The organism is Microbacterium sp. str. 'China' (assembly GCF_002993305.1).
GTDB classification, from domain to species: Bacteria; Actinomycetota; Actinomycetes; order Actinomycetales; family Microbacteriaceae; genus Microbacterium; species Microbacterium paraoxydans.
The window spans coordinates 915,952-939,466 of sequence record NZ_CP027434.1 but is presented as its reverse complement, the minus strand read 5'-3'; the positions used below and the strand labels follow the sequence as shown (position 1 = coordinate 939,466).

Genomic DNA, 23,515 nt, shown 5'->3' with positions numbered 1-23,515 from the left:
CCGGCTCAGTCGTCGACGGGGTTGCCGTCGGCGTCCCAGTTCGCGGCGTTCTTCTTGCTCGGCTGCACGCGCGGCGGCTCGCCCGGCATCTTCGGGAACTCCGGCGGGAAGGGCAGCTCCCCGAGGCCGTTCGCCGTGTCGCGCTCCCACCACTCCAGGAGCGTGTCGATGCGCCCGGGCCTCGCCTGCATGTCGGCCCACGGGTCGCCGACGTCCGCCAGCCGCTGCGGGATGCTGCGCACGGTGAAGGCGCGCGGGTCGAGATCGTCGAGTTCCTCCCAGTGCACGGGCGTCGCGACGGTCGCACCGGGGAGGGCACGCGGACTGTACGCGCCGGCCATCGTGCGGTCGCGGTTGGCCTGATTGAAGTCGACGAAGAGGCGCTCGCCGCGCTCCTCCTTCCACCAGTTCGTCGTGACCCGGTCCGGCATCCGGCGCTCGAGCTCGCGGCCGGCGGCGATCACGGCATGCCGCACGTCGAGGAACTCGTGGGTGGGCTCGATCGGGGCGAAGACGTGCAGTCCCCGGTTGCCGCTCGTCTTCGCGAACGCCTCCAGGCCGGCCTCCCGCAACACCTCCCGCAGGGCGTGGGCCGCGGGGACCGCCTCGGCGAAGCCGGTGCCCGGCTGCGGGTCGAGGTCGATCCGCAGCTCGACGGGGTTGTCGGAATCGGTCGCCAACGACGCCCAGGGATGGAAGACGATGGTGTTCATCTGCACCGCCCACACGATCGCGCTCGTGCGGTTCAGGACGATCTGAGGATGGCGGCGGCCGCTGTTGTACGTGACCGTGACGGCGTCGACGAAGTCCGGAGTGCCCTTGGGCGGGTTCTTCGAGAAGAAGCCCTCCGGCCGCGGTCCTCCGGCGGTCCCCACGCCGTCCCGGAAGCGCTCCAGCGACACCGGCCGGTTGCCGTTCGCCGCGAGGAACGGCACCGACACGAGCTGCACGTACTCGGCGAGCTCGGCTTTGGTGATGCCGAGGTCGGGCCAGACGACCCGGTTCGGACTGGAGAGCGCGACCTCACGCTCTCCGTCGGTGTCGGCGACGGTCAGGGTCACGCGTTCAGAGGCCATGCTCCGACCCTAGGGGGCGGTCACGACCCGCGGAACCCCCGGCAGATCCCGGTGCGCGCGCCGTCAGTCCTCGATCCGCACCGCGCGCACGAGCACCGGCGCGAGGGCGTCGCGCTCCACCACCATGGAGGGCCCTGCGGAGTCGATGATGACGCCGGCCATCTCGGAGTGGCTCGACAGCACCTTCGCGAGCTGGTCCGGCTCGAACGGCAGCGGGCGGTCGCCCCGGCCGAGCGCGATGACCTCCAGCGGGTGCGAGAAGAGCTGGAGGAAGCGGCGGCCGTCGGCGGTCTGCGCCTCGGCGATGCCGACCTGCCCGGTGCCGGATCCGTCGTTCACGGCCACCCACATGCGCGTCGTGGCGAGAGCCTCGCCCACCTTGGCGGGCGAATCCTGCTCCCGCGGCGCCGCGAGCAGGGACTTCACGGTCATGTCTACGTCGGCCTGCTCGAGCGTCTTCTGCAGGAGCTCGGTGGGGAACACCACACGGTGCGGCGCGGACGCGTTGTCGATGATGAGACCCGCGAAGTCGCCGGAGACGACCTGCTGCATGACCGAGGTCGTCGGCTGGGCGACAGCGGAGGTCGCGGACGGATCGGCTTCGAGCTGCACGGAATCCCGGACGGCGGCCGCCGAGCTGAACGCCAGCATGAACTGGCGCTCCCCGTCGCGGACCACGGCGACGGCCAGCGGCTTGCCCTCGCTGATCTGCGCGCGGGCATCGCCGTTCACGCGGATGTAGAGGTGCCCCTGGAGAGCCTGGCGGAGCACCCCGAGGAGCTGCTCGTTCGAGGCCCCTGCCTCGATCTGCGCCAGGGACTCGCGCAGGAGGACGTTGTCCTTCATGCCGGCCACGGTCTCGGTCTGCTCGGGCGGGAGCGCGGGAGCGAGCGGGAGCTTCCGCTCGGCCGCCGGTGCCGCGGGCTCCGCGGTGGGGCTCGGCGGCGTCGGCGCGGCAGCGGGCGCTGCGGCTGCCGCCGCGGCCTCCGGATCGGGAAGCGCGACCTCGGGCCCGGCTTCGGCGCCGACACCGCGGAACGCCTGCACCGAGATGCCGACGGTGGGCGATGCCTCGGCCGTCGACGCCTCCGACTCCTCGGTCGCCGTGCTCGCGTCCTCCTCGCTCTCGGTGGCCGGAGCGGCGGTGGGGGCGGGAGCGACGGCGTCGTCGCCGGACTTCTTGCGGCGGGAGAAGAGGGCCATGGGAGCCAGCCTAACCGTGTCTCCCCGCCCTCTCCGCCGCGACGTCAGAGCTTCTGGATCGGGGCGACCTTGATGAGCAGCTTCTTCTGCCCTGCCGTGTCGAACCGGACATGGGCGATGCGCTTGGCGCCTTCGCCGGTGACGGCGTCGACCCGCCCCTCGCCGAAGTCGTCGTGGCGGATGCGGTCTCCGGCGGCGAGTTCGAGGTCGCCGTTGTCGCGCATCTTGGCGGTGACGCGGTTGGGGATCTTGTCCATCGCCGTCGAGAGCGGCTTGAGGGAGTCGCGGGGCAGGGCCTTCACGCCGAAGCGGTCGCCGGACCCGCCGGAGCGACGGGCGTTCAACGCACGCGACTGCATGCCCCCGCGGGAGTTCACGTCGCCCGGGGACTGCCGCCAGTCGATGAGGGAGGCCGGGATCTCCTGCAGGAACCGGCTGGGCATGGCGACCGTCACCTCGCCGAACTGTGCGCGGGTCATCGCCAGGGACAGGTGCAGGCGCTTGCGGGCGCGGGTGATGCCCACGTAGAACAGGCGCCGCTCCTCCTGCGGGCCCCCGGGCTCTCCCGCCGAGATGCGGTGCGGGATGAGGTCCTCCTCGACGCCGGTGACGAAGACGGCGTCGTACTCCAGTCCCTTGGCGGTGTGCATCGTCATGAGTGAGACCGACCCGGACTCGTCGTCGAGGTCGTCCGCGTCGGAGACCAGCGCGACCTCGGTGAGGAAGTCGGTGATGGTGCCCTCGGGGTTGTTGCGCGCGAAGTCGCGGGTCACGGCCACGAACTCGTCGAGGTTCTCCACGCGGGCCTCGTCCTGCGGGTCGCGGCTGGCACGCAGCGCGTCGAGATAGCCGCTCTTGGAGAGCAGCAGGCTGAGCCCGTCCGCCACGGAGGTGGGCGGCGGCACCTCCCCCGTCGGCGGGAGCATGATCGCCGTCGCCTCGGCGAGCACGGCGTCGAGCTGGGCGATGGCGGCCTGGATCTTCGGGCCGACGCCGAGCTGACCGGGCAGCGACAGGGCATCGCGGAAGGAGATCCCGTGCTCCTCGGCGAAACGGGCGATGGCGGTCTCGGTGACGTCGCCGATGCCGCGCCGCGGCTTGTTGAGGATACGGCGCACCGCCATCTCGTCGGCGGGGTTCGCGACCGCCACGAGGTAGGCCAAGGCGTCCTTGATCTCGGCGCGCTCGTAGAACTTCGTGCCGCCCATGATCTTGTACGGCACGGCCGAGCGGATGAAGATCTCCTCCAGCGCGCGGGACTGCGAGTTCGTGCGGTAGAAGACGGCCATCTCCGAGTACGGCATGCCCTTGCGGTGCAGGGCCTCGATCTCGTCGGCGACGAACTGGGCCTCGTCGTGCTGCGAGTAGCCGGTGAAGCCGATGATCCTGTCGCCCTCGCCGCGGTCGCTCCAGAGCTTCTTGTCCTTGCGGTCGAAGTTGTTGCCGATGACGGCGTTCGCCGCGGAGAGGATGTTCTGCGTCGAGCGGTAGTTCTGCTCCAGGAGCACGACCTTCGCCCCCGGGAAATCGCGCTCGAACTCGCTGATGTTGCGGATGTCCGCGCCGCGGAAGGCGTAGATCGACTGATCCGAGTCGCCGACCACCGTCAGCGACGCTCCGGCCTCGCCTGCTCCCGGCGCGGGCTCGGGGTCGGGCTCGAAGATCATCATGCCGTTGGCGGCATACGGCTCCGGTGTCGAGCCGACGCCGGACACCGGACGGGTGAGCTCGTGGATGAGCGCGTACTGCGCGTGGTTGGTGTCCTGGTACTCGTCGACGAGGATGTGCCGGAAGCGGCGGCGGTAGGTGTCGGCGACCTGCGGGAACGCCCGGAACAGGTAGACCGTCTGCCCGATGAGGTCGTCGAAGTCGAAGGCGTTGGCCTTCTGGAGCTGCCGCTGGTAGTCGGCGAAGACCTCGACGAAGACGCGCTCGGCCGGGTCGCTCATGTTGGCCTGTCGCGCGTAGGACTCGGCATCGGAGAGCTCGTTCTTGAGCTTGGAGATGCGCCCCTGGACCGCCGCCGGGGTGAGCCCGTAGGCGTCGGCCTCGTGCTCCTTGACCAGCCGCTTGAGGAGGGCGCGGGAGTCTCCGGAGTCGTAGATGGTGAAGTTCTTGGTGAACCCGAACTGCTGGGCCTCGCGGCGGAGGATGCGCACGCACGCGGAGTGGAACGTGGAGATCCACATGCCGCGCGCGGCGTCCCCGATGAGCCCTTCGACGCGCTCGCGCATCTCGCCGGCGGCCTTGTTGGTGAAGGTGATGGCGAGGATCTGGCTCGGCCACGCCTCGCGGCTGCGCAGGAGCGAGGCGATGCGACGCGTGAGCACGCTCGTCTTGCCCGAGCCGGCGCCGGCGACGATGAGCAGGGCGGGGCCGCGATACGTGACGGCCTCGAGCTGCTGGGGGTTGAGGCCGGCGAGGAGGTCGTCCTGCGCGGGGGCGCCGGAGGACTGCGGGCCGACGGAACCGGGGACGATGAGAGGGGCTTCGGTCATGACCTCTCGAGTCTAGGCGGCGGCACCGACATCGCGGTCCGCGTCGGGAAGGGATGCAGGCGACCGCCCGCACCCCTCCCCCGGTCAGGCGGTGCGCTTCCGACGGCGCAGCGCGAGGACCCCGGTCGTGAGGAGCATCAACGCGAGCGCGGTGGCGGCCACCGGCAGGTCCGCTCCCGTCGCGGCCAGCCCCTCGCCCGCGGCGGTGACGCGCAGGTCGGCCCAGCCGAGGAGCGTCCCATCCGCCGCGTAGACCGCGATGCGGTGCGCGCCCAGTGGCGCGTCCACCGGAACGGTGACCGTGAGGGCACCCGTCGCCGAAAGCGTCCCGGCAGCCAGGCGGACCGGGACGGAGTACATCCAGACCTCCGCCCGCGCTCCCGCGGCATCCGCGCCGACCGTGACGGTGACCCGCTGCCCCGGTGCGGCCACCGCCGGATCGACGGTGACGCCGTGGCGGTTGCCGTCCACGAGCTCCGTGCCGGGAAGCGGCGGGTTCTCCGCACCAGGGTTCTCCCCACCAGGGTTCTCGCCGCCGGGGTTCTCCCCACCGGGGTTCTCGGCGCCTGTGCCGCCCGGCAGCGTGCCGGTGCGCAGCGCCTCCGAGGCGAAGCCATCGGCGAACCACCACACCGGACGCTGTCCGTCGACCGCGAGCGACGCGGGAGCCGTCGCGAAGCCCTCGTTGTTGATGTCGGGCATGCCGGCGGGCCGCGCGTAGTGAGCGATCCCGGGCCGGGCGGTCCCGTTCAAGGTGAGCTCGGCGGAGCGGCCCTGGCAGCCGTCGTCGCACACCGCCCACAGGGTGCCGCGGACGGCATCCCAGTCGAGCGCCATGACACCGGTGAGCCCGGGGGAGATCTCGGAGACGAGCGTGGCCATGCCGTCCGCGGCGAGCGCGAAGGCGTAGACGTGCCCGTTGTCCTCCACCGCGACGAAGAAGAGGCCGTCGCCGTGTCCCGGATGCACGGCCGGGTCGTAGGCGGTCCCGGTGGTGTCGTCGAAGAGCTTTCCGTTCAGCGCACTGTCCGGCACCCACTGCACGGCCTCGATGCCGAGGTTCGCGCCGACCGCCGGGAGCATCGCCGTGAGATCCCATTCCCGCTGCGCCACGAGATCGCCGGCCGCCGCGTCCGGATCGACCTGCAGCAGCACGTTCTGGTTCACGCCCTTGGCGCTGTTGTCGCGCTCGGACGCCACGTAGACCAGGCCCCTCCCGTCGACTGTAATGCCTTCGGTGTCCGGCCCTGCGGCGCCCGGGTTCCCGGCGTCCTTGGCGAAGCGCACACGCTTGCCCTCGTCCCAGCCCGCGGCCTTCTCCACCGAGCCGTCCGCGTGGGCCTCGAGCTTCCAGATGCGCCCCTCCCCGTTGTCCACGGCCCAGAGGAATGCCCCGTCCGCGGTCTCCTGCACGTCGAGGCCGGAGCTGTCCTCGAGGAACGTCGGCACGTCGTCGAGCACCCGCACTTCGGCCGACCCCGGCCAGGTGCCGACGGCGACCTCGCCCGCGCACACGTTCGGCGCGCCCTTCGTCGGCGTCGCGGTCGCCGCGAAGGCTCCCGTGGTGTCAGGGCAGCGGCCCCAGGAGGTCGCCGCGTGGCCCTCGCCCCAGGCGGTCTCGTCGATGAGCAGCTCACCGTCGAAGAGGCGGACGGCGTCGCCCGCGCCCAGCCCGAAGCCGAGGGCCGAACGCTCGATGACGAAGAAGCCTCCGGCCGGGATCGTCGTGCCGACGGGAACGCTGTAGGCGTGGGCGTCGTCGTCGTCCTTCACGACGACGCCACCGATCTCGAGCGAGGCGCCGGTCGGGTTGACGAGCTCGATCCAGTCGTCCGGCGCGCCGCCGTCCGACTCGACCTCGTTGATCCGCACCGGGTTCCCGCAGGCGTTGCGCTGGCCCTTCGTCGCTGCCGGCGCGTCGATGAACGCGCCCGTCCCGTCGGCGCAGCGTGCCCAGACGCCGTCGGCGTGCGCGGAGTAGACGTGCTCGTCGATCATGAGTCCGTTCGCGTCCCGCAGCGTCACGGTGTCGCCGTTGCCCAGCCCGAAGACGAAGTCGGCGGGCTGATCGAAGACCCGGTATCCGCCCGGAGGCAGCAGCGTCCCCGCCGGCAGCGGCGTCGTCTCCGAGGCGTGTCCGACCGGATCGCCGTCCATGACGGTCCAGCCGGACAGGTCGACCGTGGTGCTGCCGGTGTTCACGACCTCGACCCAGTCGGTCGCGTCCCCGTTGGACTCGATCTCGTTGATCGCGACATCAGGGAGGACGCAGGAGTTCCCCGCTCCCGGGGTCGCGTGCGCGAGCACGAAAGCGCCGGTACCGTCCGGGCAGCGCGCGAGTGTGGCGGCGGCGAAGTCCCCGTCGATGGCGGCGTGTCCCTCCCAGGGCTGCGTATCGTCGACGAGCGTGCCCGCGGTGTCGAAGAGGCGGATGCGGTCGGCGCTGCCGATGCCGATCGGGTCGCGGAACGCCGCCTCCACGCCGTCGACGTGCCCGATCGTGCCCTCATCGACGACGAGGAACGCTTCTGGTTCGATCGTGGTGCCCGGCAGGAAGCGCCACCGGTGGTCATCGGAGTTGTCGCGGATCTCGTACCCGGAGACATCGAGCGCCTCCGTCCCCGGGTTGTGGAACTCGACCCAGTCGGCCGGCTGCGAGTCGACCTCGTTGATGCGGATCGACCCCGCGACCGGCGCGACCTGACAGTCGTTGGGCGCGCCCGGTGTCGCCGCCGTGGCATGCGCCCAGTCGCCCGTCCCGTCGGGGCAGCGCGCCCAGACCGCCAGCGGCGCGGTGTTCGCGTAGGCGTAGGAATCGACCTCGACCCCCTCCGGGTCGTGGAGGACGACCTCGTCCCCCTTGCCCAGCCCGAAGGCGAAGTCCACGTCCTTCACCAGGACGAGGAACGCGCCCGGCGCGAGCACCGTCCCGGCCGGTGCCGCGCCGAAGCTGTCGCGCTTCTCGTCCGAGACCCGCCAGCCGGTCAGGTCGACGCTCGCCGAGCCCGCGTTGTAGATCTCGATCTGGTCGGCGAGCCCGGTCGCCGCGTCGTCGTAGACGATCTCGTTGAGGACGAGCCCTGCGTCGGCGGTCGGCGCGGGCTCGCCGGGAGGGATGGCACCGGAGGCGGCGACGGGGGCGGCGATCAGGGCGGCGGCGCTCAGCGCGCACGCCGCCGTGACGGCCGCCACGGAGTGCAGACGGGGCATGGGGGCTCCTGGAAGATGGCTCGACTGAGCGCAGACGGGTACCCGTCCAGACCACCGCTGCCGCATGGCCGTCCGTCGACCCGTCGGTGGACGGCCGGTGAACGGTCGGTGGCGTCTTCCTCGGCCCCGCCGCTCAGGCGATCCGCGTGCCGGGCGGTAGCCGCCGCGCGGGCGTCCGGGTGCGAGCCCATGCTCCCGCGAACAGCGCTCCGGCGAGCACGACCTGCACGCCGAGCCCGACAAACCAGCTCGGCACGGTCTCGTCGATCACCTGTTCGGCCGTCTGCGAACCGCTCTCCGGATCGCAGTCGTCCCAGCGCTGCTCCAGCGGCGAGAGCTGCGCGCTGCGGACGCCCCACTTGATCTGCCCGTACAGATCGACCGGGTAGCCGTCCGTGCTGAACTCGGTGGGGGTCGCGTCGGCGAGCACAACGAACGGGTTGGCGGCGAGCGCCCACCACACGAGGTCGAACCGCGGCGCCTCGTACGTGTACTCCTCCCAGCTCTCGCAGTCCACGTTGCCGTTGCTGTCGTAGGGGCGGCTGTAGCTCGTCGCCTCGCTGCGCACGGCCAGACCGCCGAGCGCGAAGACGATGATCGTGCCGATGACGAGCGCGGACACCACGAGGTAGGTGGACGCGACGGAGAAGAGCGGGCGGGCGATGAGTCCGCTCAGGCCGACGCCGATCGCGGCGACGATGATGATCTCGACGGCGAGGATGAGCAGCGCCACGAACAGCACGATCGGATCGGTCCCGCCCGCCAGCAGCGACGCCGCGAGGAAGGGAACCGCCACCAGGAGGAACGCGCCGCCCGTCGCGATCGCCGCGAGCAGCTTGCCCAGCATGATGTCGCCGGTCGACGCCGCGGTGACCTGGATCGGCGCGAGCGTGGCCGCCTCCCGGTCGCCGTTGATGGCGTTGCCGCTGAGGGTGGGAGAGACGAGCACGACGAGCAGCAGGACCACGTTGACGACGATGGACGACACGCCCGCCCCGACATCCTCTCCCCAGGAGTACACGGCGAACGACAGACCGGTGACGCCGAGGAGCACGAGCGCGAAGACGCCGAGGAGCACGTACCAGCCGACGCTCCGCAGCCGCTGGGTCAGTTCGAGGCGCGCGATGACGCCGATGTTCGCGAGGCTCATGCTCCCGCCTCCGTTCCGTGGGGTGCCGCAGGCGGCGGGGGCGGCGGGGTCGTCGCCGCGGGCGGCTGCGGGTGCCGGAGCGCGAGGAACGTGTGCTCCAGATCGCTCTGCGCGGGTGCGAACTCCGCGACGGGCAGTCCCGCCTCCACGAGGAGACGCAGCGACCGGGCGGCGGCATCCTCCCCGGGGAAGCCGACGAGGACGGCGCCGCGGTCCACAGCGAGGGACTCGGGCGCCAGTCCGAGGGTCGATGCGACCTGCCACGTGTCCGCGTTCAGGCGTGCGGGTGTCGCGCCGGCGAGCCGCACCCGCCAGGCGCGAACCGCGCTCTGCGCCGGAGCGGCGTCCACGACCGCCCCGCCCACGAGGAAGACGGCGTCGTCGACGACCTCCTCGAGCTCGGACAGGACATGGCTGGAGATGAGGACCGTGCGTCCTTCGGCCGCGAAGCGGCGCAGCAGCACCCGCAACTGCACGCGGGCCTCGGGGTCGAGACCCGACGCGGGCTCGTCGAGGAGCAGCACCTGCGGGTCGTGGACGAGAGCGCGGGCGAGGCCGAGCTTCTGCTTCTGCCCGCGGGAGAGCACCTTCGCGGCGGAATCCGCGAGCTCTCCCAGGCCGACGAGACCGAGGAGGTGCTGCGCCCGCCGCTCCGCGTCCGCGCGGTCGATCCCGTAGAGGCGGGCCGTGGTCACGATCGTCTCGCGGGCCGTGAGCGAGGGCCAGGCGCCGAGGGCGTCCGGCATCCACCCCAGCACGCGACGCGCCGCGAGCGGATCGGCTTCGGGGTCGATGCCGCCGATGCGGATCGAGCCGCTGTCGGGGGCGAGCAGCGAGGCGAGCATGAGGAGCAGCGTCGTCTTGCCCGCGCCGTTCGGGCCCACCAGGCCCGTCACCCTTCCCGCCTCTGCGCGCAGCGTGGCCCCTCGCACGGCCTGCACGTCCCCGAACGCCCTGCTGACGTCGTCCACCACTATTCCGGTCATGCGGTCAGTCTGGCATCGCCGGGCGCGAGCGCGGGGGACCTCCGGGCTGATGCCCAGCCGCGCCGCGCCGCGGGTGACACAATCGCTGTATGCGCACGATCCTCAACATCATCTGGGTCATCCTCGCGGGCTGGGCGCTCTTCCTCGGCTACGTGCTGGCCGGCCTGCTGCTGTGCATCCCGATCATCACGATCCCGTGGGCCATCGCGTCGTTCCGTATCGCCGCCTACGCCATCTGGCCGTTCGGGCGCGAGGTCGTCAGCAAGCCGACGGCCGGCGTCGGGTCGTTCCTCGGGAACGTGCTCTGGGTCATCCTCGCGGGGTGGTGGCTCGCGCTCGGCCACATCGTGTCGGGACTCGCGCTGTGCATCACCATCATCGGCATCCCGATGGGCATCGCCGACTTCAAGATGGTCCCGGTGTCGCTCATGCCGCTCGGCAAGGAGATCGTCTCCACCCGTCAGGGCGCGTTCGACCGCACGCTCTGACCCGACGGGTCAGCTGCGGAAGAACGCCACGCCGAGATCGGGGTGGTCGACGAAGACGCCGTCCACGCCCTGCCGGGCGATCACGCCCCACTCGGCCTCGTAGTGCCCGAACGCGCTCTTGCCTCCCGGACCGCGGTAGGGCGCCGCGAGGAAGGCGTTCTCCGGGCGGCAGGTCCACGTGAAGACGGTCAAGCCGCGGGCGTGCGCATCGGCGACCAGCGCCGTGCCCGGCACCAGGAGCATCTTCTTGTCGACGCTGATCCCGTCGACCCGACCGACCAGGCGGTCCAGACTCCCGGGGGTCACGGTCTCCGGGTAGCTCAGGGCCTTCGACCCCTCGGCGACGAGCAGGTCGTACGGCTGTCCCGCCGCCTCGATGAGGTAGACGAAGCTCGCGTCGACCCCCACGGCGCGGAGCTGTCCGAGCACGGTCGACTCGAAGCTCTCCACGATCAGCGGCAGCTCCCCCGCCGCCCACCCCGCATCCCGCAGCTCCTGCGCGATGAGGGGCGCGAGGTCGAGCCCGATGCTCGCGAAATGCGTGGCGTGCTTCACCTCGAGCACGACGCCGATCGGTCGGCCCTGCTCCTGCGCGGCCGCCCGTACGAGGTCCAGGACGTCGCGCAGGCGCAGGATGGGTTCCGTGCCGTCGAAGGAGGCGCTGGACGCCCGGAGCTTCGGCAGCCGTTCCCGGCAGCGCAGCGTGGACAGTTCGGCCCAGGTGAAGTCCTCCGTGAACCAGCCGGTCAGTGCGGCGCCGTCCACGCGCCGCGTCGTGCGGCGGTCGGCGAACTCGGGGTGGTCGGCGACGTCCGTGGTGCCGGAGATCTCGTTCTCGTGCCGCACGACCAGGACGCCGTCCTGGGTGGCGACCACATCCGGCTCGACGGCGTCGACCCCCATCGCGAGGGCGAGCTCGTAGGACGAGCGGGTGTGCTCCGGTCGGTGGCCCGGGGCACCGCGGTGCCCGATGACGAGCGGGGATTTGCTGGGCACGCTCACAGCGTAAGGCACCCCGGGAGTGTCGCCTCACGGGTATCGTGGAGGAAAGCGACCTACGACCCCCCTTTTGGAGTGAGGCCCACCTGATGAGCAACTTCGCTTTCAACAATCCTGCTTTCCAGCAGCAGGACCCGCGCAACGTCGCGACCTACCCGGGTGCGCCCCAGGGCGCTCAGGGCGCGCAGGCCGCGTCGCTCCAGCACGGCGCGATGGATGCCGCCGCCAACGCGCAGCTCGAGGGCATGTACGCCGCTCCCGCCGCGGGAGCCCTCGAGACCGACCGGATGTCCGTCGAGGACACCGTGTGGAAGACCGCCGGCCTCTTCGGCATCCTCCTCGTCACCGCCGTCGTCGGCTGGGTGCTGACGCTCGGCGGCCTCGACGTGCCGCGCTACGACCCGTACAACCCCGCCGCCGTCAACGTGCTGCCCTGGGCTCTCGGGGCGCTCGGCGGCTTCGTGCTGGCGATGGTCATCACCTTCACCTCGCGTAAGAAGGTCCGCCCCGCGCTGATCTTCGCCTACGCGGCCTTCGAGGGGCTCTTCATCGGCGGCATCTCGGCGTTCTTCGAGGTCCGCTGGCCCGGCATCGTCTTCCAGGCGACGCTCGCGACCGTCTCGGTCGTCGGCGTGACCCTCGCCCTCTTCGCCAGTGGCAAGATCCGCGCGTCCAAGAAGGCCACGAAGATCTTCATGATCGCGATGATCGGCTACCTGGTCTTCTCGCTCCTGAACCTCGTCCTCATGTGGACCGGCGTCAACACCAACGCCTTCGGACTCTTCAGCCAGGAGATCATGGGCATCCCGCTCGGCCTCATCATCGGCGTCCTCGTCGTGATCATGGCGGCGTACTCCCTGGTGCTCGACTTCGACCAGATCCAGCAGGGCGTCCGCAACGGCGCTCCGCGCAAGTACGGCTGGCTCGGCGGCTTCGGCATCATGGTCACCGTCGTCTGGCTCTACGTCGAGATCCTCCGGATCATCGCGATCGCCCGCGGCAACAACTGACGCGATCCGTCGCGACCAGAGGCCCGTCTCCCTGCGGAGGCGGGCCTCTTGCCATATCCGGGAGGGAGCGCGCAAGGGGTTGGCACGCGATTCCGCGGCCGGGCACAGTAGGTGTCACGAAGCCCCGGCACCCCGGGGCTCCTGACCCAAGGAGCTGACCATGAGTTTTCTCGGCTTTCTTCTTCTCGGCCTCATCGCCGGAGCCATCGCGAAGCTGATCCTGCCCGGCAAGCAGGGTGGCGGATGGTTCATCACCCTGCTGCTCGGCGTCGTCGGCGCCCTGCTCGGCGGCTGGCTCGGCAGCCTGATCCTCAACCGTCCGCTCACCGAGTTCTGGGACCTCGGGACCTGGCTCCTCGCCATCGGCGGTTCGATCATCGTGCTGCTGATCTACGGCCTCATCGCCGGCCGCGGCCAGCGGGTCAACGACTGACGCAGACCCCACTCGACGCGCTCCGCGTCACCCACGCCCGTCCCTCACGGCTGCGAGAGCATCCGTGAGGGGCGGGTCTTTTCGTGCCGCGGCCGGTCAGCTCGCGGCGCCACGCGCCTTGCGCTCCAGGAGCTCGCGCTCACGGTCGTTGCCGGCCAGTCCCGCGGCCGCCGCGAACTCGCTGCGCGCCTCGCTCTCCCGCCCGAGTCGGCGCAGCAGCTCGCCGCGCGTGGCCGGGAGCAGGTGGTACCCGCGCAGCGCCCCGGACGCGGCGAGTTCATCGAGCATCCGCAGCGCGGAGGCGGGCCCGGTCGCCATGGCCACGGCGGCCGCGCGATTGAGCTCCACCACCGGGGACGGAGTGAGCCGGCTGAGCGCCTCGTAGAGGACGACGATGCGGTCCCACTCGGTCTCCTCCAGGGACGGCGCGACGGCATGGCATTCGGCGATGGCGGCCTGCAGACTGTAGGGGCCGCGTCCACGGCCGAGCCCGTCCGCCCGCGCCAGGGCCGCTCTCCCCCGCGCGATGCGGCTGCGGTCCCACCGCCGACGGTCCTGATCCGCGAGCAGCACCGGGTTCCCGTTCCGGTCGGTCCGCGCCGGGAAGCGTGCGGCGGTGAGCTCCAGGAGCGCGAGCAGGCCGTGAACCTCCGGTTCCCGAGGCTGCAGCGCGGCGAGCACCCTGGCGAGCCGGATGGCCTCGTCGCCCAGCTCCGGCCGCATCCACTCCGGACCGCTGCTGGCCGCGTGCGCCTCGTTGAAGATGAGATAGAGCACACCGAGGACCGCGCCGAGCCGCGCCGGCTGCTCTTCCCGCGGCGGCAACTCGAACGGCGCGTGCGCGGCCGCCAGCGTCTTCTTCGCGCGCACGATCCGTTGCTGCACGGTCGCCGTGGGGACGAGGAAGGCGCGGGCGATCTCCTCACTCGACAGACCACCCACGACCCGCAGCGTCAGCGCGACCTGCGCCTCCCGGGAGAGCACCGGGTGGCACGCGATGAAGAGGAGGCGCAGCACATCGTCGTCCACGGCATCCGGGTCCCAGGGCAGCTCGGGCCCCTGCGCCTTCTCCCGTTCGAGGTCGTGCGCGATCAGAGCGAGGCGGTCGTCCAGCCGCTCGCGGCGGCGCCACCCGTCCACCGCCTTCCGCTTCGCCACGGTCGTGAGCCACGCCGCGGCGTTGCGTGGCACCCCCTCAACGGGCCACTGCCGCAGCGCGGCGACCAGAGCCTCCTGCGCGAGGTCCTCCGCCAGACCGAAGTCGCCGACCATCCGCGTCAGTGTGCCGACGATGCGCGCGGACTCGATGCGCCACACCGCCGCGACGGCCCGCTCGGCCGCCTCCTGCGCGGAGGCGGCCGAGCTCGTCACGGGGTCGGGTGAGCGGTCCATCAGCGGAGCGGCGTCACGCCTGCTCGGCGCGGCGGGCCTGCTCCTCCCGCCAGCCCGCCTCCTTCTCGATCCACTCGTTGTCGGCGGGGAAGTCCTCCGGCCCGGTCACCCGGCGCACCTCGAGGAACGATCCCGGTCCGAGCGGCGCCCGGCTCGCCCATTCCGCGGCCTCCTCCCGCGAGGAGACCTCGATGATCCAGAAGCCGTTGAAAAGCTCCTTCGTCTCCCCATAGGGGCCGTCAGTGATGAGCGGCTTCTCGGCGCTGAAGTCGACGACGAAGCCCTCGGCCGCGTCGGTCAGCCCCTCGCCCGCGACGAGGACGCCCGCCTTCATCATGGACTCGTTGTACCGGCCCATGGCCTCGACGACCTGCTCGAAGGGCATCTCCTGATAGGCCGCCACCGCGTCGTCGGTCGCGCGCATGATGAGCATGAACTTCATGATGTTCTCCTTGTTCCGAAGGGCCGTGTCTCGACCCTCTCATCACAGACGTCGAACGGGAACGGCGGAGATCGACATCGGGGGCGAAAGTTCTTTCCGCTCCCACGCCGGGCGCCCTGTTCGACATCGTCGGGGCCGGGGGCGCGGGAGCGCTACGGACCCGACGTACCGCGACGCCCCATCGGGACGGTCGCGTTTCAGCGGCGCCGTGACGGAGCCTGCACGACGGCTGAGATGGTCGCGGCCAGCGCCTCCATCGACCGCTCCGGACTCCACGCCGCAGCGACGGCCGGCGCCTCGGCACGCAGCGCCGTCAGACGCTCCGGGTCGGTCAGCAGTTCCCGCAGCGCAGCGCCCAGCGCAGCGATGTCTCCCGCGGGGACGAGAACGCCACCGCCCGCGCCGAGGACATCGCGGATGCCGTACCGCACGTCGTAGGACACCACCGGCGTGCCGTGCAGGAGCGCCTCCACGATGCCGAGCGGCTGTCCTTCGAACGCGGTGGAGGTGATCAGGACGGACGCACGATCGAGCACGGTGGCCGGGTCCGCGGTATAGCCGCAGAGCCGCACGCGGTCCGCGGCGTCGAGCTCGGCGATCAGTGCCGCCAGCTGCTCCTGCTCCGCTCCCGTGCCCCAGATCTCCATCCGGGAGCCCGGCACGTCCGCCTCGACGAAAGCGCGGATGGAATGGTCGATGCGCTTGCCGGCCGCGAGCCGACCCAGCACGACCACGAGACCCTCCTCGCGCAGGTCGTCACGACGCTCGACCGGCGCGATGGGATTCGGCACCACGACATGGTTGGCGGCCTCACCGAACCGCGCCACGACGTCGTCCCGCTGCGTAGCGGTCGGCCAGATGACCGCGTCGAAGCGGTCGGCCAGCCGGAACCAGCGCGTCCAGAGCGTGTTGAGGGTCGCGTCGGGCGTGTAGGGCGCCTCCACGTGCATGGTGTGGATGGGGTGCAGGATGCGCACGCGCGGGTCCCCCCAGTCGGCGACCAGTTCGCCGAGCTGACGGGATTCGCAGATCACGACGATCGGCCGGTCGCCCAGCGCCGCCGTGACGTGGTCGAGCCAGGCGCCGTAGAGCCCGCGGAAGCCGTGCAGCGCCCCGACGACCGCACCGCTCTCGTCGTGGACGGGGACGGGCTCGTCCGTGAGGTGCCAGTCCGGGTCGCCGGGGATCACCGGGAGGGCCACGAAGGGACGACCCTCCGGGTCCGCGAGCACCCGGTACTCCACATCGGGGTCGGCCGTCACCGCATCGTCTGCCGCGTCCCGCAGCCAGGCGGCGGCTCCGCCCTGCGGGGCGACGGCCTCGTCGAAGAGGTTCCGCAGACGATCCGGGTCCGCGAGCGCGCCGCGGTCGGCGAAGACGCGGCGGTGCTCGGCGTGATCCGCGCGCGTTCCCGGGTCGAACGTGAGGAGCTGCGGACCCCGGCCCTCACCGGCGCCCGCTCCAGCGAGCATCCTGGCGCGCGCGAGCGTCGCGATGGTGTACCCGCCGTCCAGACCCGGGATCAGGCGACTGGACAGCACCAGATACTCGGCGTCCGGGAGGACCGGTGCCGAGACCGGGGGCATCGTGCCCCCTACTCCCACTCGATCGTCCCCGGCGGCTTCGACGTGACGTCCAGCACGACGCGGTTGACGTCGCGGACGCCGTTCGTGATGCGGTTCGAGATCTTCGACAGTACGTCGTACGGCAGACGGGTCCAGTCGGCCGTCATGGCGTCTTCGCTGGAGACCGGACGCAGCACGATCGGGTGACCGTAGGTGCGGCCGTCGCCCTGCACGCCCACCGAGCGCACGTCAGCGAGGAGCACGACGGGGCACTGCCAGATCTCCTGGTCGAGTCCCGCCTTGGTCAGCTCCTCGCGGGCGATGGCGTCGGCCTCACGCAGAATCTCGAGACGGTCAGCGGTGACCTCACCGATGATCCGGATGCCGAGGCCGGGCCCCGGAAACGGCTGCCGTCCGACGATCGCCTCGGGGATGCCGAGCTCGCGGCCGATCGCGCGGACCTCGTCCTTGAAGAGGGCCCGCAGCGGCTCGATGAGCTCGAAGTCGAGGTCGTCCGGCAGCCCCCCCACGTTGTGGTGCGACTTGATGTTCGCGGTCCCCGCGCCGCCGCCCGACTCGACGACGTCCGGATAGAGCGTGCCCTGCACGAGGAACTTCACCGGGGCGCCGCCGTCGGCCTTCGCCTCCTCGACGAGGTCGAGCTGCACCTTCTCGAACGCGCGAATGAACTCGCGGCCGATGATCTTGCGCTTCTCCTCGGGGTCGGTCACGCCCTTCAGATGGCCGAGGAAGGTCTCCGCGGCGTCGACCGTGATGAGCCGCACACCGGTGGACTCGACGTAGTCCTTCTCGACCTGCTCGCGCTCGCCCTTGCGGAGGAGACCGTGGTCGACGAAGACGGCGGTGAGCTGGTCGCCGATGGCCTTGTGCACGAGAGCGGTCGAGACGGCGGAGTCCACGCCGCCGGACAGCGCGGAGATGACCCGGGCGTCGCCGACCTGCTCGCGGATGCGCTCGACCTGCTCGGCGATCACGTTGTCGGGGTTCCAGTCGGACGCGAGGCCCGCCCCCTTGTGGAGGAAGTTCTCCAGCACGCGCTGGCCGTGGTCGGAGTGCTTGACCTCCGGGTGCCACTGCACGCCGTAGAAGCCGCGCTCCTCGTTCGCGAACGCGGCGACCTTCGTGGCCTCCGTCGTCGCGAGCACCTCGAAGCCCTCCGGTGCCTTCGCGACCTGGTCGCCGTGGCTCATCCACACGTTCTGCTCGGTCGGCTGCCCGCTGAGCAGCGTGCCGCCGTCGCCGGAGATGACGGCATCCGTGGCGCCGTACTCGCGGAGGCCGGTGTGCGCGACCTCCCCGCCGAGGGTCTGGGCCATGTACTGGAAGCCGTAGCAGATGCCGAGCGTGGGGACGCCGAGGTCGAAGACCGACGGGTCGAGCTTCGGCGCGCCCTCCTCGTACACCGACGAAGGTCCGCCGGAGAGGATGATCGCGACGGGGTTCTTGGCGGCGATCTCCTCGGCCGTGGCGGTGTGCGGCACGATCTCGCTGTAGACGCCGGCCTCGCGGACGCGGCGGGCGATGAGCTGCGCGTACTGGGCGCCGAAGTCGACGACGAGCGCGGGGCGCTGCTGGGTCTCGGACTGTTCGGTCAACGGACACCTTCCGGAGCGATCGCGGAGGCCTCGGCGGCCTCCCGGGTGGCGAGATAGGTCTTGACTTCACGGGCGACGACCGCCTCCATGAAGAACGACAGCAGCGGCACGACGCCGCCGAGCGCGAGCAGGATGAACCGCGGGAAACGCCAGCGCATCAGGCTCCACATGCGGAAGCACGCGAAGAGGTAGACGACGTAGAACCAGCCGTGGGCGACGAGGATGAACAGCGAGATGTTGAAGCCGTCCCCGAGGGAGGTCATCTCGCACGAGTTCGTCCACGGCGCGAACAGCGACCACCACTGGCAGTCCGGCCCCGCGATGACGCCGGCGAACCAGAGCGGGCCGCCCGATCCTCCGGCGAAGAGCTCGAGGTGGATCGGGGTGTACTTCAGCACCATCTCGGCGAGCAGCAGGAGCAGCATGACTCCCGTGATGATCGACGCGATCTGGTAGAACTTCAGCGCACCGCGGATCGCCGGAAAGCTGGCGACTTTCGGTTCGGGCATGCCCCCAGTCTAGTCGGCAGCGGGCGACGCCCCGACCCCGCGGGAACGACGGAGGCCGCCGGGTCTCCCCGACGGCCTCCGCCTCGTCATCCGCCGATCGGCATCAGAACCATCCGGTCAGGAGGTCCCACAGCCAGTCGACGATGTCCTTGATGATCCCGCCGATGCCGCCGGCGCGGTTGACGGTGACCGTGGCCGTGGCCTCGTCCCCATCGGCCTGCGCCACCGCGACGGTGTACTTGCCGGGCTGGGCGTTCTTCGGCACCGTCACCGAGGCGCTGAACGTGCCGTCCTGCCGGACCTGCACCGTGCCCACCTGGACGCCCTGCCCCTTCTTCGGCCGGAGCTCCACCGTGACGGTCTCGCCGGGCTGGTAGCCCTCGCCGGTGACGTCGAGCTTCTTACCCGCGGCCACCTTCGAGGAGCCGAGCGCGATGGTCCCCGCGAACTCCTCCTCGCCGGCGATCGTGAACGGCACCTGCACCGTCGTGCCCGTCGCCGGGACCTCGACCGTGAGCTGCTGCTCACCGAACACTCCGGACGGCACCGCGAAGGTGAGGGTGGCGCGGCCGCCCTCGTCGGTGGTGTCCACGATGGTCGGGTCGACCGTGCCGGCCGCGAGCTGGGTGTCTCCGAGCGACAGCGTGACCGCTCCCGGTGCCGCCTCGCCACCGCTGAAAGCCAGCGAGGAGAGCGAGACCGTCACCTGGTCGCCCGCGCGGTAGCCGTCGGCGTCCGCCGGACTGACGGTCACGCCGACCGCACGTTGGGCGAGGTCCGGCGAGGCCGTCTTGTTCGCGTCGAACCAGTCGACCATCGACTGGAGGTCGATCTTGCCGGTGTCCCGCTTGCCCGCGCCCTCCTTGAAGGTGGCGAAGTTGTCGCCGCCCGCAGCGAGGAAGGAGTTCGCCGCCACCGTGTACTCCCCGTTCGGGTCGATCGCGGTGCCGTTCAGCGTGATCGAGGTGATCCGCGAACCCGCGGCCGCCGTCGGGTCGTAGGTGTAGACCAGACCCTCGGAGACGCCGAGCTTGAGGAACGGTCGCGCCGATCCGGCCGGCTGCCACTGCTCCTCCAGCACGCCCTTCAGCTGCGTCCCGGTGAGGGTCAGCGTGACCAGGGTGTTCGCGAACGGCTGGACGGTCGCCGCCTCTCGGTAGGTGACGTTGCCGTTCGGGTCGGCGGCGTTGCTCGACGCGTAGGTCAGGTTGGCACGGATGCCACCCGGGTTCATGAGCGCGATGTCCGCACCCGTGGACCACTTCTGCACGTCGGCGACGAAGTTGCCGATGGTGGACTCGCCACCGCGGTTCTCCGAGCCGTTGGTCTGCCGCGCGCGGTTGAAGTCGGCGGTGATGTCGCCCACCTTCACCGCTCCCAGCACGTCGGCCTCCGCCTTCGCCTTGTCGACGATGGCCTGCACCTCCGGCACCGCCGGGTACAGCGGCTTGCCTGCGGACGTGAGGGGCTTGATCTCGTTGGTGATCGAGAGCAGCTCCTTCGTCTTCGGGTCGACCTGGATGTTCATGAGGCCGAGGTTCTCGCCGTACTGCCCCGCCGAGACGACCGGCCGGCCGTCGATGACGTGGTTGTAGGCGAGGTGCGTGTGCGCCGAGACGATCGCGTCCACGTCGTCGTCGACTCCGTAGACGATCTCGCCCAGCGGCGAGTCCTCGGTGATCGCGGACAGCGCGGTGCTCTCCGCACCCTCGTGCACGAGCAGGATCACGACGTCCGCCTCGCCGTTCGCGGGGTCCCCGTCGCGCAGGTCGTCGGCCACGGCGTTCACGGAGTCGACGATGCTGCGCACCTCGAGATCCGCGATGCCTTCAGGCGAGACGAGCGAGTCGAGGTCTTCGGTGACGGCGCCCACGAAGCCGACGCGCACCCCGTCGAGCTCCTTGACCCAGGCCGGGGCGAGCGCGGGCTCACCGGTCTCGGTGAGGAACACGTTCGAGGAGATGTACTCCCAGTCCGCGCGCTCCTGCACCCGGTCGCGCAGGTCTTCCCACCCCTGGTCGAACTCGTGGTTGCCCGCAGCGCTCACGTCCAGGCCGGCGGCGTTGAGCGCGTCGATCGTGGGGTTGTCATCGTTGATGAACGAGGTGAACGTCGAGGCCCCGATCAGGTCGCCGGCTCCGGCGAAGATCGTGTTCGGGTTCGCCGCGCGGAACTGCTGCACAGCGCCCGCGAGCACCGCGGCACCCGCCGCGGCCCCGTCGGCCTCGATACGGCCGTGGAAGTCGTTCACCGTCACGACGTCGATGTTCACCGGCGGGATCTCCGAGGAGACGCCGACGAGGATCGGGTCGTGGTCGCTGGACCGGTAAGGGGTGCCCTCCTCGGTGGCGCCGAACGCATAGCCGCGGTCGCTCCACTCCGGCGAGTTGATGCCCCACACACCGGCGCCCGTGATCGACGGGACGAGCGAGGGCGACGCGATCACGTGGTCGAGCGAGCCGAGCTCCCCGTCGAACGTGTACGTGTACTGTCCTGCGGCCTCGTCGGCGGCCACGTCGCTCCACCCCTGCGAGGTGAACACGTCGATCGGGTCTTCCTGCCCGTAGGCGTTGAAGTCGCCGATCAGCAGCATGTCGCTGCTGCCGCTGGTCTCGGCCAGCTCGTCCGTGAAGGCGAGGATGGCCTGCGCCTGCTTCACCCGGTCGGCGTTGAAGAAGCCCTGGCCGTCGGCCGGCTCCGCCCCGGCGCCCTGCGGCGGGGACTTCGACTTCAGGTGATTGGCGACGACGGTGACCACACGGCCGTCGATGTCGAACGCCTGCGCGATCGGCTCGCGGGCGTTGCCCCACACCGACTCGTCGGTGACGGTGGCGCTGTCGCCCACCGTGCTCACGGCGTCCTTCTTGAAGATGATCGCGTTGGTGATGTAGTCCGTCGTCGCCGGGTCCTGCAGGGCCTTCGGCGTGCGGACGTAGTCCCACACGTCCGAGCCCGCGTCGGCGTTGAGGCCGGCGACGAGGTCCTTCAGGGCGGTGTCGACGGGCTTGCCGAGCTTGACCGAGTTCTCGATCTCCATGAGCGCCACGATCTCGGCATCGAGGCCGTTGATGGCCGAGACGATCTTGGACTTCTGGATCGCGAACTGGGCGGCGTTCGCCGCGCCACGGGCGTCGGCGTTCTCGCTCTTCAGCGTCGTGAAGTAGTTGTAGACGTTGAACGACGCCACCTGCGCGTCACCGCCCACCTCCGGAGCCTTCTCGGGACGCGGGTTGGTCGCCTCGAAGGTGACCTTGCGCTCCGCGGGGGAGGCGTCGTCGATCGGGACGACCGGCTGCAGACGCCAGTCGTCGAAGCCCCACTGGAGCACGTAGCCGTTGGACCCGAAGTCGACGGTGTCGCCGTTGCGGACCACCGTGTCCTCCGTGAAGTACGGCTGCTGGCCCGGGTGGCCGTTGTTGGTCACCTGGATGGACCAGGCGTCGTCCAGCAGGATGCGGTTGGCGCGGTTCTCGGCCGCGATGGCGGCGGCGTCGGCCCCGGGACGCGTGGTCTCGGTGCTCTTGACGTTGAGGTCGTCGCCGGCGTTCAGCCACAGCGCCCCGTAGTTGTAGAGCTGGTGGCTCGACGCGAGCCGGTAGGTGCCTGTCGGGGCGACGTACATGTTCTCGTACTGCTCGCGGTCGGCACCGCGCACGGTGTCCGGGAGCGGCGTGAGGGCGGGCACGCCCACACCGGCGGTGACGACGGAGACGTCGGCCACCGCGGCGGGAGCGATCTGGGTCTGGCCGTAGTACTCGCTCACGGTGCCGGTCACCGAGACGAGGTCGCCGATCTCGAGCGTGGGCGCCAGCGCGTTCAGGAACACGAACACGCCATCCGAGGCGCCGGGGGTCGCGTCGGTCTCGCCGCCCGAGCCCTGCGTCTGGATCACGATGCCCTTGTAGCCGCCGGTGCGGTGATCGGCGGTGACGACACCCTCGACGCGGACGCGCTGTCCGGCCAGCGGTGAGACGTCGCCGGTGCCCTGGACCTCGGCGATCGTGGCGGTCTTGGGCTCCGTCCCCGGCTCCTCGCCCGGGTCGGTGCCGGGGTCGGTGCCACCGGAGTTCTGCGGGGTGATCGTCGCCGACAGCGCGAAGTCCGCCTTGTTGTCGTCCTTGTCGGCACCCGCGGTACGGTTCAGCGAGCGGACGTCGGTGTTGCTCGAGGGTGCGGCGGCGGCCGCCGTCTCGAAGGTGTTCGAAGTGCCGTAGCCCAGGAGATCGATCACGCCGTCCACGCCGACCGTCGAGCCGGGGGTCAGGGTGACCGCCGCGGTGCCCTCGACGAGGGCCAGCGTGCCGTTGGTGCCGCTCGGGCTCAGCGTCGTGGTGGCGTCGGGGGTCGGGAGGGCGGCGCCGTTGGTGCCGTTGCTGTTCCCCTGCACGAGGAAGTAGCCGCCCGCGGGGATCGTGCCCTTCAGCGGCGCGACGCCGTTGAAGGCGCCGGTCCCCGCCGCGGAGCGGTACTGCAGCGACAGGCCGTCGAGGGTGACGGGCGCCGTCGTCGAGTTGTACAGCTCCACGAACTTGTTCGTGAACGCCGCCCCCGCGCTTCCGCCGGACAGGTAGGCCTCGTTGATCACCACCCCGGTGCCCTCGGTGTTCGCCGACGCGGGCGCGGCCACCAGCGAGCCGAGGCTCAGGGCGGCGACGCACGTCGCGGCGAGGGCGCCCACGCGCCCTCGGATTCTGCGGTGCGAGACGGGGGTCAGGGTCTCCCCGTGCTCAGGAGCGGACATCATCGGTGCTGTCTCCTCGATCGTGTTCCGGCGCTGCTCAGGACGCTGTCATCGCACACATCGGGAACTCCCAGCGTGCGCACATGGAGCGAGCATACGGAGCGGTTCGGACATCCTCAACGGAGTTTTCCCATTGGTCATCCAGCGCTCACCGAATGGCCGCGACACCCCCTGACGAAGGTTCACACGGAGCCGTC

Annotated in this window: 16 protein-coding genes; 3 read left to right on the top strand and 13 right to left on the bottom strand. The window is 70.9% G+C overall.

Annotation, left to right across the window (positions count from 1 at the left end; translation table 11 throughout):
- Positions 1–5: 5 nt before the first annotated feature.
- The 6 genes from ligD to C6C15_RS04465 form a co-directional block, all read right to left on the bottom strand.
- Positions 6–1,076, bottom strand: a complete 1,071-nt coding sequence (ligD, locus tag C6C15_RS04490) for a non-homologous end-joining DNA ligase (protein ID WP_060923016.1) — start codon at positions 1,074–1,076, stop codon at positions 6–8.
- Between the two features lie 63 nt (positions 1,077–1,139).
- Positions 1,140–2,279, bottom strand: coding sequence for an SseB family protein (locus C6C15_RS04485; protein ID WP_083371020.1), 1,140 nt, complete (start codon positions 2,277–2,279; stop codon positions 1,140–1,142).
- 44 nt (positions 2,280–2,323) lie between these two features.
- Positions 2,324–4,777, bottom strand: a complete 2,454-nt coding sequence (locus tag C6C15_RS04480) for an ATP-dependent helicase (protein ID WP_060922033.1) — start codon at positions 4,775–4,777, stop codon at positions 2,324–2,326.
- Between the two features lie 84 nt (positions 4,778–4,861).
- Positions 4,862–7,987: a lamin tail domain-containing protein gene (locus C6C15_RS04475; protein ID WP_105949375.1), complete on the bottom strand. Its 3,126-nt coding sequence runs from the start codon at positions 7,985–7,987 to the stop codon at positions 4,862–4,864.
- Between the two features lie 133 nt (positions 7,988–8,120).
- Complete coding sequence (locus C6C15_RS04470; protein WP_105949374.1) at positions 8,121–9,137, bottom strand: ABC transporter permease; 1,017 nt, start codon at positions 9,135–9,137, stop codon at positions 8,121–8,123.
- Complete coding sequence (locus C6C15_RS04465; RefSeq protein ID WP_105949373.1) at positions 9,134–10,123, bottom strand: ABC transporter ATP-binding protein; 990 nt, start codon at positions 10,121–10,123, stop codon at positions 9,134–9,136. Before C6C15_RS04465 ends, C6C15_RS04470 begins: the two co-directional genes overlap by 4 nt.
- Positions 10,124–10,212: 89 nt before the next feature.
- Between C6C15_RS04465 and C6C15_RS04460 the strand changes: the two genes are divergently transcribed.
- Positions 10,213–10,611, top strand: a complete 399-nt coding sequence (locus C6C15_RS04460; RefSeq protein ID WP_060922036.1) for a YccF domain-containing protein — start codon at positions 10,213–10,215, stop codon at positions 10,609–10,611.
- Between the two features lie 9 nt (positions 10,612–10,620).
- Here the strand turns inward: C6C15_RS04460 and C6C15_RS04455 are convergent, their stop codons facing one another.
- Positions 10,621–11,607 carry a glycerophosphodiester phosphodiesterase family protein gene (locus C6C15_RS04455; protein ID WP_105950754.1) on the bottom strand — a complete coding sequence of 329 codons (987 nt, stop codon included), beginning with the start codon at positions 11,605–11,607 and terminating at the stop codon, positions 10,621–10,623.
- Positions 11,608–11,699: 92 nt separating this feature from the next.
- Here C6C15_RS04455 and C6C15_RS04450 point away from each other — a divergent pair, with 92 nt between their 5' ends.
- The gene (locus C6C15_RS04450; protein WP_025103756.1) at positions 11,700–12,620 is read left to right on the top strand and encodes a Bax inhibitor-1/YccA family protein; all 921 of its coding nucleotides are present in this window, start codon (positions 11,700–11,702) and stop codon (positions 12,618–12,620) included.
- A gap of 160 nt (positions 12,621–12,780) precedes the next feature.
- Positions 12,781–13,053 carry a GlsB/YeaQ/YmgE family stress response membrane protein gene (locus C6C15_RS04445; RefSeq protein ID WP_025103755.1) on the top strand — a complete coding sequence of 91 codons (273 nt, stop codon included), beginning with the start codon at positions 12,781–12,783 and terminating at the stop codon, positions 13,051–13,053.
- 96 nt (positions 13,054–13,149) lie between these two features.
- On the opposite strand, the gene C6C15_RS04440 is transcribed toward C6C15_RS04445, so the two are convergent.
- The 6 genes from C6C15_RS04440 to C6C15_RS04415 all read right to left on the bottom strand — a co-directional run bounded on the left by C6C15_RS04440 (position 13,150) and on the right by C6C15_RS04415 (position 23,321).
- Positions 13,150–14,445, bottom strand: coding sequence for an RNA polymerase sigma factor (locus C6C15_RS04440; protein ID WP_105949372.1), 1,296 nt, complete (start codon positions 14,443–14,445; stop codon positions 13,150–13,152).
- Between the two features lie 13 nt (positions 14,446–14,458).
- Positions 14,459–14,887: a YciI family protein gene (locus tag C6C15_RS04435; RefSeq protein WP_060922038.1), complete on the bottom strand. Its 429-nt coding sequence runs from the start codon at positions 14,885–14,887 to the stop codon at positions 14,459–14,461.
- 197 nt (positions 14,888–15,084) lie between these two features.
- Entirely contained in the window at positions 15,085–16,473 is a 1,389-nt protein-coding gene (locus tag C6C15_RS04430; RefSeq protein WP_105949371.1) for a glycosyltransferase, read from the bottom strand.
- A gap of 8 nt (positions 16,474–16,481) precedes the next feature.
- Complete coding sequence (gene guaA, locus C6C15_RS04425) at positions 16,482–18,068, bottom strand: glutamine-hydrolyzing GMP synthase (RefSeq protein WP_060922040.1); 1,587 nt, start codon at positions 18,066–18,068, stop codon at positions 16,482–16,484.
- Entirely contained in the window at positions 18,065–18,577 is a 513-nt protein-coding gene (locus C6C15_RS04420; RefSeq protein WP_060922041.1) for a DUF3817 domain-containing protein, read from the bottom strand. Before C6C15_RS04420 ends, guaA begins: the two co-directional genes overlap by 4 nt.
- A gap of 103 nt (positions 18,578–18,680) precedes the next feature.
- On the bottom strand, positions 18,681–23,321 hold the full coding sequence (locus C6C15_RS04415) for an ExeM/NucH family extracellular endonuclease (RefSeq protein ID WP_105949370.1): 4,641 nt from the start codon (positions 23,319–23,321) through the stop codon (positions 18,681–18,683).
- Positions 23,322–23,515: the final 194 nt, after the last annotated feature.

Bases quoted from the DNA above. Each gene is read 5' to 3' on its own strand.
- ligD (WP_060923016.1), bottom strand. From the start codon at position 1,076: ATGGCCTCTGAACGCGTGACCCTGACCGTCGCCGACACCGACGGAGAG.
- C6C15_RS04485 (WP_083371020.1), bottom strand. From the start codon at position 2,279: ATGGCCCTCTTCTCCCGCCGCAAGAAGTCCGGCGACGACGCCGTCGCT.
- C6C15_RS04480 (WP_060922033.1), bottom strand. From the start codon at position 4,777: ATGACCGAAGCCCCTCTCATCGTCCCCGGTTCCGTCGGCCCGCAGTCC.
- C6C15_RS04475 (WP_105949375.1), bottom strand. From the start codon at position 7,987: ATGCCCCGTCTGCACTCCGTGGCGGCCGTCACGGCGGCGTGCGCGCTG.
- C6C15_RS04470 (WP_105949374.1), bottom strand. From the start codon at position 9,137: ATGAGCCTCGCGAACATCGGCGTCATCGCGCGCCTCGAACTGACCCAG.
- C6C15_RS04465 (WP_105949373.1), bottom strand. From the start codon at position 10,123: ATGACCGGAATAGTGGTGGACGACGTCAGCAGGGCGTTCGGGGACGTG.
- C6C15_RS04460 (WP_060922036.1), top strand. From the start codon at position 10,213: ATGCGCACGATCCTCAACATCATCTGGGTCATCCTCGCGGGCTGGGCG.
- C6C15_RS04450 (WP_025103756.1), top strand. From the start codon at position 11,700: ATGAGCAACTTCGCTTTCAACAATCCTGCTTTCCAGCAGCAGGACCCG.
- C6C15_RS04445 (WP_025103755.1), top strand. From the start codon at position 12,781: ATGAGTTTTCTCGGCTTTCTTCTTCTCGGCCTCATCGCCGGAGCCATC.
- C6C15_RS04440 (WP_105949372.1), bottom strand. From the start codon at position 14,445: ATGGACCGCTCACCCGACCCCGTGACGAGCTCGGCCGCCTCCGCGCAG.
- C6C15_RS04435 (WP_060922038.1), bottom strand. From the start codon at position 14,887: ATGAAGTTCATGCTCATCATGCGCGCGACCGACGACGCGGTGGCGGCC.
- C6C15_RS04430 (WP_105949371.1), bottom strand. From the start codon at position 16,473: ATGCCCCCGGTCTCGGCACCGGTCCTCCCGGACGCCGAGTATCTGGTG.
- C6C15_RS04420 (WP_060922041.1), bottom strand. From the start codon at position 18,577: ATGCCCGAACCGAAAGTCGCCAGCTTTCCGGCGATCCGCGGTGCGCTG.
- C6C15_RS04415 (WP_105949370.1), bottom strand. From the start codon at position 23,321: ATGATGTCCGCTCCTGAGCACGGGGAGACCCTGACCCCCGTCTCGCAC.